Here is a 12508-nt window from a genome sequence, read left to right on the forward strand (position 1 = left end):
CCTGACCGATACTCGATGCATGATCACGGAAAGACGCGTCGTCGCGACACTCAGGGTGTTCCTCGCCGGCCTGTTCGCCCTGCTCGTCCTGTTCCAGGTCATGTCGCTGCCGGGACAGTTCGCGCACATGGCCAGCGAGAACCCGGAATCCGCGTACCTCCGATGGCCCCTCACCGCGCTCACCATCTTCTGGGTGGTGTGCGTGCAGATCGTCGTCATCGCCACCTGGAAGCTGCTCACTCTCGTCCGCCGGGATCGCATCTTCTCCGGTGCCGCGTTCGTGTGGGTCGACGCGATCGTCCGCGCGATCGTGGCCGCCGGTGTGTCGCTCGGTGTCGTGTTCCTCGTCGTCGGGTTCCGCGCGGACGATCCGGGGCCCGTGCTCCTGCTGTTCCTGCTCTGCATGATCGTCGGCGTCGCCGCACTGCTGATGATGGTCATGCGTGCCCTGCTGCGGAAGGCGAGCGACCTGCGCGCCGACCTCGAGGGCGTCATCTGATGCCCATCGTCGTCCGCATCGACGTGGAGCTGGCCAAGCGCAAGATGAGCGTCGGCGAGTTCGCCGAGCGCGTCGGACTGACCCCCGCCAACGTCGCCGTACTCAAGAACGGGCGGGCCCGCGCGGTGCGGTTCAGCACCCTGGAGACCATGTGCCGGGTGCTGGAGTGCCAGCCGGGTGACCTGCTCGAATGGGTGGACGACGAGACATGATGCGGGTGCCCTAACTTATCGGTACGGCCCGGCGAACACGATCGCGCCGGGTGCCCTACACTTCCGTCATGGTCGACCGCATCGGAACTCGTCTACCCACATCCGGAGGCATCACTCCCGTCCGGCTGTTCACGCTGCTCGGCCCCGCGTTCGTCGCCGCCATCGCCTACGTCGACCCGGGCAACGTCGCCGCGAATCTCACCGCGGGCGCGCGCTACGGCTACCTCCTCGTGTGGGTACTCGTGGCCGCCAATGCGATGGCGGTACTGATCCAGTACCTCTCGGCCAAGCTGGGCCTGGTCTCCGGACGATCACTGCCGGAGATGCTCGGCGACCGCATGCGTCCCTGGCCCCGCCGGGCGTTCTGGGTGCAGGCCGAGGCCGTGGCGATCGCGACGGACCTCGCCGAGGTGATCGGCGGCGCCATCGCGCTCAACCTCCTGTTCGGCGTTCCGCTCTTCGTCGGCGGTCTCATCACCGGCGTCGTGTCGATGGTGATCCTGGCCGTCCAGTCACGGCGGGGTCAGCGCACCTTCGAGTTCGTCGTCATCGGCATGCTCGCCATCATCACGATCGGCTTCCTCACCGGCCTGCTGTTCACCGACATCGACGCGGGCGGTGTCGCCGGCGGTCTCGTACCGGGGTTCGACGGCTCCGGATCGGTCCTGCTCGCGGCCAGCATGCTGGGCGCGACGGTCATGCCGCACGCCATCTACCTGCACTCCGCGCTCGCCCGCGACCGACACGGCGTCGAGAAGGACTCCGGCAAGCTCGACCGCCTGCTGCGCGCGACCAAGTGGGACGTCACGTTCGCGCTCATCATCGCCGGCAGCGTCAACATCGGCATGCTGCTGCTCGCCGCATCGGCGTTCCGCGGCGAGGAGGGCACCGACACCATCGACGGCGCGCACGCGGCCATCGAGAACAATCTCGGGCCCGCGGTCGCCGCGATCTTCGCCGTCGGCCTGCTCGCCTCGGGTCTCGCGTCGACCTCGGTGGGCTGCGCCGCCGGTGCCGAGATCATGAAGGGACTGCTGCAGAAGCGGATCCCGATCCAGGTGCGCCGCGTCGTCACGTTGATTCCCGCGCTGGTGGTCCTGGGTATCGGCGTCGATCCGACGCTGGCGCTGGTGCTGAGTCAGGTGGTGCTGAGCCTGTGCATTCCGTTCGCGCTGATCCCGCTTGTGCGGATGACCTCCAGCAGCGCGGTGATGGGCACCCGCATCAACTCACGGACCACCGTGGTCCTCGCCGTCGTCACCACCGGCCTGATCGTGGCGCTCAACGCGGCGCTGCTCTGGCTCACGGTCACCGGCCAGGGGTAGCTACCAGCGCGGTCCGCGCTGGATGTCGTCGACCTTGGGCCGCACGTCCACGAGGTACACACCGATGGCGACGACGGCGATGATGCCGACGAAGCCCACCACCGGGAAGACGAGCAGGATCAGCAGCGCGACCGCGAGAATGGCCACCCACCCCGGCTTGTTCAGCTTGTCCGCGGCGGTGAAGGCGTCGGGGCGCTGGCGGATGGCGTGGAAGAGCGCGAACGCCACACCCACCAGAGCGATGAGTTGCAGGATGTTCATGATCGCGCTGGTCGCGCTGTACGCCATGGGCATGCGGTCATCCTAAACGACACCGACCCCCGCGCTTCGTCAGCGCGGGGGTCGGAATTGTCGCGATCGACTAGCTGGTCGACTTCTTGGCCGGAGCCTTCTTGGCCGGGGTGGCCTTCTTGGCGGGGGCGGGAGTCGAGGCCTTGGCCGGGGTGGCCTTGGCGGGAGCCGACTTCGTGGCCGGGGTCTTCTTGATGGGCGAGCCCGCGTTGTTGCGCGTCTTGCCCTCGACCGTGCCGGCTGCACCCGAGGCGCGATCCGACGCCTTCTGGCCTGCGGTCTTCGCCTTCTGGCCGAGCTCGTCGATCTTCTCGCTCAGCTCGTCGGCAGCCTCGTCGACATTGTCGACGGCGTCCTCGGCGCCTTCCTTGATCGCGTCGGTGGCCTCGTCGGCACCTTCCTGCACACGATCGGACGCGCGGCCCGCGAGGGCTGCGGCGCGCTCACCGACGGCGCGGGTCTGCGAGGCGACGGTGCCGAGGGTCTGCTCGGTGAGGTCGACAGCGTCGTTGGCGACGGCGTTGGCGCGCTCGAGACCGTCCTCGACCGCCGGGTTCTTGCGGATGCGCTCGACCGTCTCCTCGCCGCGCTCGGCGAGTGCGGTGTAGAGGTCCGACGCCACCTTGAGGTAGGCCTCGGCGACCTTGCGGAGCTCCTCGGGGGTGAAACGCTCGCGGAGATCGGCGATCTCGTCCGGCAGCTCCTGCGGCAGCGCGTTCAGGCGTCCGCGGAGCGTCTCGACGCTCTCGGTGACGTCTTCCTGCAGGTCGGCGAGGCGGGCGCGGGCGGTGTCGACGCGGTCGTTGACGTCGGCCTGCGTGCTCTCGGCGCGGTGGCGGACCTGGGCGACGACGTCGGCCACGGCCTGGACCACGGCGTCACCGGCGCCGACGGCGGCGAACAGCGGGGTCTTGACGGTGTCGAACTTCGGGTCGGTCATGTGTGATCTCCTGATGTCGTTTCGTGGTTGATCTCTGATCGCAGCGTGGGGGTGCCGGTCTCGTTCTCGCGGCGGAACGAGTAGTAGATCTCGAGGAGCACCTGCTTCTGACGCTCCGTGATGGAGTCGTCACCGTGCACCGCGTCGATGATGGGACTGTGCGGCCGTTCCTCGAGCAGACCGGCTTGCACGTACAGGACCTCCGAGGACACACGAAGACCCTTGGCGATCTGACTCAGAACCTCTGCCGACGGCTTGCGCAGGCCCCGCTCGATCTGGCTGAGGTAGGGATTGCTGACGCCGGCGGAGAGTGCGAGTTGCCGCAGGGACACCTGGGCCGACTCTCGCTGTGCCCGAATGAAACTCCCGATGTCCTGTGTCGCCGTGCTGACGACGCGGGCGGCGAGATCTCCGGCTGCCGACACCACTGTGGTGTCGTCGCCTTCCTTCTCCTCGGATGCCATCTCGAACACTCCTGACTGATGTCGAATGCGCCTCGCCAACGACGATAACCAAGGGTGCTAGCAATTGCAAGCACTGTGCTAGCACCCACACCCCAGGGCACGCGGTGGTGGTGTCGACCAGCCACACACCCTGCTCGGCGCTGCGCACCCCGACCAGTCGGCGGAAAGGGGTGGGCACCTCACGCACCCCGTGCACGGCCGCGGCGGCTACCCGAACAACAGGTGCGAGATCGAGTAGATCGCCAGACCCGCGAGCGAGCCGACCACAGTGCCGTTGATGCGGATGAACTGCAGGTCCCGTCCCACCTGCAGCTCGATCTTGCGGCTGGCCTCGTCGGCGTCCCATCGGGCGACGGTGTCGGTGATGACGGTGGTGATCTCGTCGGTGTAGTTCTCGACGATGTAGCGCACGCCGGCCATCAGCCAACCGTCCGCCTTGCCGCGCATCGCGTCGTCGTCGCGCAGGCGGAGCCCGAACTTCTGCACGTTCTCGCTGATCTTGGCGCGCAGGGTGCTCTTCGGGTCGTCCACCGAGTCGACGATGAGCCGCTTGGCCACCTTCCACGATGCCGCCGCGAGGCCGGTGACCTCGTCGCGGCCCATGATCTCCGACTTGATCGACTCGGCCTTGGCGATGGTGTCGGGGTCGTTCTGCAGGTCGTCGGCGAAGTCGGTGAGGAACTTGTCGGCCGCGAGCCGCAACTCGTGCTGCGGGTTCGACCGGACCTTCCACGTGAACTCCACGAGTTCGCGGTGGATGCGTTCTCCGAGAAGCACATCGACGAACTTCGGCGACCAGGACGGAGAGTCCCTCGACACGATCCGGTCGATGGTCGGCAGGCTGTTCTGGGCCCATTCGTGCGCGCGCTCGGCGAGCAGGTCGATCAGTGGCTTCTGCCGGTTGTCCTCGAGCAGCGAGCCCAGGACGCGTCCGATCGGCGGCCCCCACTGCGGATCACCGAGGCGCTTGACGATGGTGTTGTCGATGACCTGCTGGATGTCCTCGTCGTCGAGCACGTCGAGGAAGCCGCGCAGCACGGTCGCCGTCTCCTCCGCGACACGGTCGGCGTGGGCCGGGTCGGCGAGCCAGGTGCCGAGGCGCAGCGGGATGCGCGCGGACTCGACCTTCTGCGACACCACGTCGACGGCGAGGAAGTTCTGCCCGACGAACGATCCGAGGCTGGTGCCGAGCTGGTCCTTCTTCCGCTTGATGATCGCGGTGTGCGGGATCTTCAGACCCATGGGGTGCTTGAAGAGAGCGGTGACGGCGAACCAGTCGGCGAGCGCGCCGACCATGCCCGCCTCCGACGCCGCCCGGACGAAACCGACCCAGCCGCCGGCGCCGCGGGACTCCTGCCACCGGCAGAAGAGATAGACGATGGAGGCGAACACCAGAAAGCCGGTGGCGACGATCTTCATCTTGCGGAGGTCGCGTCGTTTGACGTCCTCGTCGAATGTCATGAGCTGCACCGACTCCATTGTGCAGGGTCGGCGCGCGACTCGTGCCCCGACCGGCGACGACGTCTCGCCCGGACGCGGGTCCGACGGCGCCGGGCACTACTGTTGGAGTGGGCGACGTGACATGCGCCGCCGCACACGAGTGCGCCAGAAGCGCAGTCGGACATCGGGACGGAGTACACGCGCGTGGCGAGCAGATCGGCAGCGAGGAAGAGCGACGGGGACACCGCCGACCAGGACGCCGACGAGACCGGGGCCCGGAAGACCGGGCGAACCCGTTCCGCCAGGGCCGAGACGGTGAAGCCGGATTCCGACGACACCGCGACCGACGCCCGCACGGACAAGCCGGACGGCCGCAAGCGACGCTGGCGCGAGCACAAGATCGCCCGTCGCGAGGAACTGGTGGACGGCACTCTCGCCGCCATCCGGCTGCGCGGCCGCAACATCGGCATGGACGAGATCGCCACCGAGATCGGTATCTCGAAGACCGTCCTGTACCGCTACTTCCACGACAAGAACGATCTGACCAACGCGACGCTCGAGCGATATGTGGAGACGACTCTCGCACCGCGGATCTACGACGCGATCAGCGTCGAGCTCGACGAGTACAACCTCACCCGCCAGGTGGTCGCCGCGTACGTGGAGACCGTCGCGGACGACCCCGAGGTCTACCTGTACGCGATGTCGAACAGCTCGGGGCCGAACCGCGACGTGGTCGCCGAGTCGGAGCGCATGATCGCCGAACTGCTGGCGACGGTGCTCGGTGAGCGCCTACGCCGGATGGAGATGGACTCGGGCGGCTCGCTGCCCTGGTCGTACGGGATCGTGGGCGGCGTCCAGTTGGCCACGCACTGGTGGATCTCGAACCGGTCGATGTCGGCAGCGGACCTCATCGACTACCTCACCATGATGGTGTGGGGCGGCATCCACGGTGTCGCGGAAGCGGGCGGTTCGCCCTCACGCTTCAACGCGGTCGACCACCCACTCGTCGACGAATAGAGGCGCCTAGCGGTCGTGCTCGTCGTCGAGCGGGACGTCGCGACTCTGCTCGAGCAGGTCCGCGTCGGAAGCGTCGTACGTCACGGCGACCGTGGGCGTGACCGCGTCGGTGTCGTCGTCCCGCACCGTGTCCTGCTCCTGCTCGAGAGCGTCCTCGACGGGAAGTTCCGGGCTCGTGAAATCGGGCATCTGTCGTTCCCTCCCTCGGTGAGTCTGCGTGGGCCGTTCCGAGGTTACCGGCGCTCGACCGGAACCAACACCACGGCCATACCGGCCATACCGATCATGAGGACACCGACCAGGGCTCCCAGGGCGAAGGAGTTCACCGCGGCCGCCACGAAGGCCGCCATCCCGGCGCACAGAGCGACCATCAGGACGATTCCCGCCGTGGTGTGCTCGAAGAGGCAGGTCATCACGGGTGCCTCGGCGGCATCGCCGGCGGTGTCGGGCACGACCGCTCCGGCCGCGTCCACTGTCGGTGTGCTCACTGGTGTTCCCCTCTCCCGCGTCACCTCTCGGTGAACGCAGCGGTGCCTCGATCGGACGTGCTCACCATCCGGTCGAAGGGCAGATACCCGCGCCCGGGCCGATCCAACCCGCCGAGGGTGTGCCGTTTCCCACCACCGGGTGCCGGGTAGATCGGGACAGCCGCATCGCGTCCCGCGACACGGCGAGAACGAGAGAGGTTCACGATGACTGACACCCCGAACACCGACTCCGGGTCGGCCCGCCGCACCGTGGCGTTCCTCGCGACGGACGGTGTCGAGCAGATCGAGCTCACCGCTCCCCGCGAGGCACTCGATCAGGCCGGAGCGACCACGGTGCTGCTCTCGCTGACCCACGGTGAGATCCAGGCCTTCGAGAACGACACCGAACCTGCCGACACCTTCGCCGTCGACCAGTTGGTCGCCGAGGCCTCCGTCGACGACTTCGACGCGCTGGTCCTGCCGGGTGGAACGACCAACCCCGACACGCTGCGCCTCGACACCGACGCGGTGTCGTTCGTCCGCGACTTCGTGAACTCCGGCAAGCCGGTGGGGGTGATCTGCCACGGCCCGTGGACGCTCGTCGAGGCCGACGTCGTACGCGGTCGCACGCTGACCTCGTACCCGAGCGTGCGTACCGACATCAGGAACGCCGGCGGCACGGTGGTGGACGAGGAGGTCGTCGTGGACGGCAACCTGATCTCCAGCCGCAACCCGGACGACATCCCCGCGTTCTGCGAGGCCGTGGTCCAGGCCGTCACCGCTCTCGACGCGGCCGAGTGAGCCGGGGTCAGCCGTTCGACTCGTCGGCCGGCTGATCCTGCGCGGGCGGCGGGAATCCGCCGGTCGCGATCGGTCCCCACGTGTCGATGGCGATCCGGATGATCGACTTGCCCTGCGTCACCATCGCCTGCCGGTACTCGTCCCAGTCGGGGTGCTCGCCCGCGATCGCCCGGTAGTAGTCCACGAGCGGCTCGACGGAGTCGGGCAGGTCGATGACCTCCGCGGTGCCGTCGATCTGCACGTAGGGGCCGTTCCAGTCGTCGGAGTGGATGCAGAGCGTGACGGCCGAGGACCGACGGATGTTCACGGTCTTCGCGCGCTGCGGGTACGTCGAGACGACGATGCGCCCCTGCGCGTCGAGCCCGCAGGTCACGGGTGAGATCTGCAGTCCACCGGACTGCTTCGTGGTGACCAGGGTGGCGTGATGCCGCTCGGCGACGAAGCGATGCAGGGCATCGAGATCGACTCGGTCGGCTGTTGCGTACGTCGGTGCCATGATTCGAGGGTAGGTGCTCGCCCGCCGGGGGCTAGAATCGGTGCCGACAGACGACACTCGGTCCGGACTCACCGGCCACGCGGTTCCGGGGGTGCCGCGGTCGACCTTCCGCCCTCAGGACAGACCGTGACCGTTCCACCTCGTCCCCCCTCGATCGCACCGCCGCCCTCCGCGCTCTCCACCTTCGACGCCGCGGGCGCGGCCGTCGTCGCGTATCTCGACAGCATCCTTCCCGCCACGGCCTGGGCCGTCTCGCGCGTCGTCGACGACAAGCAGATCTTCCTGCGCACCAACACCAACGGCCTGGGGATCGACACCGGCCTCGTCGTGGGGTGGAACGAGTCGCTGTGCCATTCGATGACCGAGGGCGAGATCCCGTCCGTCGTGGAGGACCTCGACGACGCGGGCATCCCGCGCATCGGCGTTCCCGGGCACGACCCGGTCCGGTCGTACATCGGTGTGCCCATCCGGCGGGCGGACGGCTCGCTGTTCGGCACGATGTGCGGTTTCGGCTCGCGGCCGATCAGCGGGCCGCTGCCCGCCGGCATGACCGCGCTGCTCGATCTCCTGTCCGGGCTGCTCACCACGGTGTTCGAGACCGACCACGCCCGCGCGGTCGCGGAGCGGTCCGCCGAACTGGCTCGGCGCGAGGCGGAGACCGACCCCCTCACCGGACTCTTCAACAGGCGGGGATGGAACCGGGTGCTCGAGCCCGAGGACGCGCGCTGGACTCGCTTCGCCGACCCCGGCGCCGTGGTGGTCGTCGACCTCGACGGGATGAAGCAGGTGAACGACCGGCACGGCCATGCCGCGGGAGACCGGGTGATCCGACGCGCCGCCGAACTGCTGCGGGCGTGGGCTCACGAGTCGGACGTCGTGGCCCGTCTCGGCGGCGACGAGTTCGGAGTCCTGGTGTTCGACCGCGACGCCACCGACGTCGACGGCATGCTCACGGCCCTGGGGTCCTCCGCCCACGCGGCGGACGTGCCGATGTCGGTCGGCTGGAGCACGGTCACCGAGGCCGGCAGCATCACCGCGTCGTGGTCGCTCGCGGACGAGAACATGTACGTGTCGAAGCGTCGGTCACCGAGCAGGTCCGGCATCGACATTCATCCGACCCCCGGACGCCACCAGGGCGGTCACGTCGCCCGGCGGTAGTGGTCGCGCCATCAGGTAGCCCTGGGCGTACCCGCATCCGCACCGGACGAGGCTGTCGAGTTGGGCCGTGGTCTCCACGCCCTCGCCCACCACGTCGAGACCGAACGCGTCGGCCACCGACACGACGGCGCGGATGACCGCCTCCGACTGCTCGGTCGGCAGGTCGGCGACGAACGATCGATCGATCTTGATGGCGTCGAGGATCGGGAAGCGCGTCAGGTAGTCCAGCGAGCTGTGGCCGACACCGAAGTCGTCCAGCAGGATCTTGATGCCCATCCGGTGCAGCTCGTCGAGGTTGTTCTTCACGGCGGACGTGTCCTCGAGCCACAGGGTCTCGGTGATCTCGATGCCCAGCAGATCCGGGGCGAGACCGGTGCGCTCGAGCGTGTCGGCGAGGGACGACGCGAACGTGCGCTGACGAAGCTGCAGCGGACTGACGTTGACGCGAAGTTCCACCGGATCACCGGTCTGCCAGCGCGCGGCCTCGGTGCACGCCCGGCGCAGCACCCAGCTGCCGAGCGGCCCGATCAGGCCCGCGCGTTCGGCGGCGGGAACGAACTCGTCGGGCCCGACGACGCCGAGACTCGACGTGGTCCACCGCGCGAGCGCCTCGACCCCGGTCATGCGTCCGGATCGGATGTCGAACACGGGTTGGTACGCCACGTCGAGGTCGTCGTTCTCGATCGCGGACCGGAGCTCCGAGGCGATGGTCAAGCGCCGCAACGCTTCTCCGCCCTGCACCTTGTCGTACAGCTCGTAGCTCCCCGGCCCCTCCTTCTTCGCGCCGCCCATGGCGACGTCCGCCTGGCGGACCATCTCCGCGGCGGTGTGCTCGCCGTAACCGACCGAGATGCCCATGCAGGCGGTGACTGTCGTCGTCCGGTTCCCGATGGTGAGCGGACGGCGGAACATGGCCAGCACACCCTGGGCGACGCCGATGGCGTCGAAGGTGCTGCGCAGGCCCGGGCACACGAGCAGGAACTCGTCGCCGCCGAAGCGGGCGACGGTGTCGGAGGGCCTGACGGTGCGGGTGAGCATCGGCGCCACCGCCGTGAGCACCGCGTCCCCCGCCCCGTGGCCGAAGCTGTCGTTGATGGTGCGGAAGTCGTGGAGGTCCACCAGGATCACCGCGGTGAGCGTCCCGTCCTCGCGCGAGACTCCGAGCGCGGAATCGATGCGTTGGTACGCGAGCGTGCGATTCGCCAACTGCGTCAGCGGGTCGTGCAGGCTGCGGTATCGCAGCTCGCGTTCGAGGTCGGACCGGCGCACAGCGGACGCCAGCACCGCGGCCACCGTGACGACGAAGGACAACGTGTCGGCCGACGGCGTGTGCGGCTCGGTGCGATAGACGACGAGGACACCCCACGTGCCGTCGCCCCCGCGGACGGGAGCCGCGATACCGCTGCGGAGGTCGTGGTCCTCGAGCAGGGTGACGTCGAAGCGGGTCTCGTCGCGGGTGTCCGCGCACACGATCACCTCCTCGCGCTCGAGCGCGTAGCCGGCCAGCGTCGCGGTGCCCGAGGGCAGGGTCTCCTCGTCCGGCGGCTCGAAGGTGGCCGCGTGGACGGCCAGGCGGTCCGCACCGCGTCGGCGGAACACCACGGCGTGCGTGGCACCGACAAGGTCCACGATGGACTGCAGAGCGGTGGCCACGAGGTCGTCGAAGGATCCGGTGAGCGCCGCACGGTTGAGCCCGGCGACGATGCGCTGCTCGCGCGCTCGGCGGCGGACGGCGGTGAGGGCGTCGACGAGCTCCTCCTCGCGCTCCTGCCGCTCGGAGCCGTCCACGAGTGTCGCGACCACGACCTCGTGGCCGTCGGTGGGCCCGAGTACCCAGGCGGACACCAGGATCGGTCGGGCCGGAGTTCCCACCGCGACCCGACCGGTCCAGGCTCCCGTGGCATTCAGCTCGGCGAGAATGAGGTCGAGTGTCGAGGCGGCCGTGTCCGCGACGAGGTCTCGCGCGGACGGGTTCTCGTGGGCCGGGAACTCGAGGATGGTGCGGGCGGCGGCATTGGCGTACCGCACGGAGGTGTTGCGATCGAAGACCACGACACCGTCCTGGGACGACTCGGAGATCGCCGTCAGCGCTGCCAGAACGGTGCGCCTGTCGCCGGCGTCGCCCGAGTCCGAACCACCAGAGTTCAGGCCACCCGAGTTCAGGCTTCCCGTCACCACGTCTCCGCCCCCAGACCCGTTTCCGCCCCCAGCAACACCTCGCGATTGTTCCACCTTCGACGCACTCTGCCCGTTCTTTGCCCGCTTTTCCTCTCGGGGACCGGTACCTGCCCGCGTCACGCTCCGTCCGACGACGCCCAGTCCAGCAACCGGTCGACCGGCCAGGTGGTGACGATACGGTCCGGCGGAACGCCCACCGCGGTGGCACGTGCACAACCGTGGCCGAGCCAGTCCAGTTGGCCGGGGGCGTGCGCATCGGTGTCGATGCTGAACAGGCAGCCGACCTCCAGAGCGAGTTCCATCAACCGCTCCGGCGGGTCCTGGCGCTCGGGACGAGCGTTGATCTCCACCGCGGTCCCGTGGTCACGGCACGCCTCGAACACGGCACGGGCGTCGAACGTCGACTCGGGGCGGGTGCCGCGTCCGCCCTCGACGAGACGGCCGGTGCAGTGGCCGAGAACGTCGACCTGCGGGTTCGTCACCGCGGCGATCATGCGCGCCGTCATCGTGGCGCTGTCCGCGCGCAGGTGGGAGTGGACGCTCGCGACGACGATGTCGAGGTCGTCGAGCAGCTCCGGCTCCTGGTCCAGCGAACCGTCGTCGAGGATGTCGACCTCGATGCCGGTCAGCACCCGCATCGGCCGCCCGCCGTCGGTCTCGAAGCGTCGCTGCACCTCGTCCATGACCTCGAGCTGGGCGCGCAGTCGGTCGGCGGAGAGCCCGTGGGCGACGGTCAGACGCGGTGAATGGTCGGTGAGCACCCAGTACTCGTGCCCGATCCTGCGCGCGGTCTCCGCCATCTCCTCGATCGGACTTCCCCCGTCCGACCAGTCGGAGTGCGTGTGCAGATCCCCGCGCAGAGCTGTTCGCAGTTCCTCGCCGCCGACACCGATGGGCTGTGCCTCGGCGCGCAGTTGCAGGAGGTACTCGGGAACCTCGCCGGCCGCGGCCGCCGCGGCGACCGCGGAGGTCTTCGGACCGATGCCGCGCAGGGTGGTCCAGCCGTCGGTGCGAGCGAGCTCGGCCATCCTGTCGGCGTCCAGTGCGGCCAGGACGTCGGCGGCGGTGCGGTAGGCCTTGACCCGGCGCGTCTCGGCCCGCGACCGCTCGAGCCAGAACGCCACCTCTCGCAGTGCGGCAACAGGTTCCATGCCGTCAGAGCCTACGGCCCCGGACATGACACTGCCCCTGCCACCGGGAACCGGCGACAGGGGCAGGGG

The 12508-nt window shown here is 69.0% G+C and carries 15 protein-coding genes; 6 read left to right on the plus strand and 9 right to left on the minus strand.

Annotated elements, in window-relative coordinates:
• The first annotated feature begins 19 nt into the window (after positions 1–19).
• From HQ306_RS13575 to HQ306_RS13585, 3 genes are all read left to right on the plus strand, one after another.
• Positions 20–499 (plus strand): DUF2975 domain-containing protein, encoded by a 480-nt coding sequence (locus HQ306_RS13575; RefSeq protein ID WP_222631967.1) that lies wholly within the window; start codon positions 20–22, stop codon positions 497–499.
• Complete coding sequence (locus HQ306_RS13580; RefSeq protein WP_027506327.1) at positions 499–711, plus strand: helix-turn-helix transcriptional regulator; 213 nt, start codon at positions 499–501, stop codon at positions 709–711. The genes HQ306_RS13575 and HQ306_RS13580 overlap by 1 nt, the downstream gene beginning before the upstream one ends.
• A gap of 68 nt (positions 712–779) precedes the next feature.
• The gene (locus HQ306_RS13585) at positions 780–2036 is read left to right on the plus strand and encodes an Nramp family divalent metal transporter (RefSeq protein ID WP_222631969.1); all 1257 of its coding nucleotides are present in this window, start codon (positions 780–782) and stop codon (positions 2034–2036) included.
• Here the strand turns inward: HQ306_RS13585 and HQ306_RS13590 are convergent, their stop codons facing one another.
• The 4 genes from HQ306_RS13590 to HQ306_RS13605 form a co-directional block, all read right to left on the minus strand.
• Complete coding sequence (locus HQ306_RS13590) at positions 2037–2330, minus strand: DUF2516 family protein (RefSeq protein ID WP_027506325.1); 294 nt, start codon at positions 2328–2330, stop codon at positions 2037–2039.
• A 67-nt stretch (positions 2331–2397) separates the two neighbouring features.
• Positions 2398–3267: a heparin-binding hemagglutinin gene (locus HQ306_RS13595; RefSeq protein ID WP_056441562.1), complete on the minus strand. Its 870-nt coding sequence runs from the start codon at positions 3265–3267 to the stop codon at positions 2398–2400.
• On the minus strand, positions 3264–3731 hold the full coding sequence (locus HQ306_RS13600; protein ID WP_037186255.1) for a helix-turn-helix domain-containing protein: 468 nt from the start codon (positions 3729–3731) through the stop codon (positions 3264–3266). The genes HQ306_RS13595 and HQ306_RS13600 overlap by 4 nt, the downstream gene beginning before the upstream one ends.
• Positions 3732–3938: 207 nt before the next feature.
• Positions 3939–5210 (minus strand): DUF445 domain-containing protein, encoded by a 1272-nt coding sequence (locus HQ306_RS13605; protein ID WP_027506323.1) that lies wholly within the window; start codon positions 5208–5210, stop codon positions 3939–3941.
• A gap of 276 nt (positions 5211–5486) precedes the next feature.
• Here HQ306_RS13605 and HQ306_RS13610 point away from each other — a divergent pair, with 276 nt between their 5' ends.
• Complete coding sequence (locus tag HQ306_RS13610; protein ID WP_027506322.1) at positions 5487–6188, plus strand: TetR/AcrR family transcriptional regulator; 702 nt, start codon at positions 5487–5489, stop codon at positions 6186–6188.
• 6 nt (positions 6189–6194) lie between these two features.
• Here the strand turns inward: HQ306_RS13610 and HQ306_RS13615 are convergent, their stop codons facing one another.
• A complete protein-coding gene (locus tag HQ306_RS13615) occupies positions 6195–6377 on the minus strand; it encodes a hypothetical protein (RefSeq protein ID WP_222631971.1) in 183 nt (60 codons plus the stop codon).
• A gap of 44 nt (positions 6378–6421) precedes the next feature.
• A complete protein-coding gene (locus HQ306_RS13620) occupies positions 6422–6676 on the minus strand; it encodes a hypothetical protein (protein ID WP_155957058.1) in 255 nt (84 codons plus the stop codon).
• Between the two features lie 204 nt (positions 6677–6880).
• Here HQ306_RS13620 and HQ306_RS13625 point away from each other — a divergent pair, with 204 nt between their 5' ends.
• On the plus strand, positions 6881–7456 hold the full coding sequence (locus tag HQ306_RS13625; protein ID WP_155957057.1) for a type 1 glutamine amidotransferase domain-containing protein: 576 nt from the start codon (positions 6881–6883) through the stop codon (positions 7454–7456).
• 7 nt (positions 7457–7463) lie between these two features.
• On the opposite strand, the gene HQ306_RS13630 is transcribed toward HQ306_RS13625, so the two are convergent.
• A complete protein-coding gene (locus HQ306_RS13630) occupies positions 7464–7952 on the minus strand; it encodes a PPOX class F420-dependent oxidoreductase (protein WP_037186134.1) in 489 nt (162 codons plus the stop codon).
• 126 nt (positions 7953–8078) lie between these two features.
• Here HQ306_RS13630 and HQ306_RS22605 point away from each other — a divergent pair, with 126 nt between their 5' ends.
• Positions 8079–9110, plus strand: a complete 1032-nt coding sequence (locus HQ306_RS22605; RefSeq protein WP_222631972.1) for a GGDEF domain-containing protein — start codon at positions 8079–8081, stop codon at positions 9108–9110.
• Here HQ306_RS22605 and HQ306_RS13640 read toward each other — a convergent pair.
• A complete protein-coding gene (locus tag HQ306_RS13640) occupies positions 9036–11285 on the minus strand; it encodes an EAL domain-containing protein (RefSeq protein ID WP_222631974.1) in 2250 nt (749 codons plus the stop codon). The two genes, HQ306_RS22605 and HQ306_RS13640, sit on opposite strands and share 75 nt — an antisense overlap.
• Before the next feature lie 119 nt (positions 11286–11404).
• Entirely contained in the window at positions 11405–12439 is a 1035-nt protein-coding gene (locus tag HQ306_RS13645; RefSeq protein ID WP_222631982.1) for a PHP domain-containing protein, read from the minus strand.
• Positions 12440–12508 lie beyond the last annotated feature (69 nt).

The sequence above is a fragment of the Rhodococcus sp. BP-160 genome (assembly GCF_019836205.1).
GTDB lineage: Bacteria > Actinomycetota > Actinomycetes > Mycobacteriales > Mycobacteriaceae > Rhodococcoides.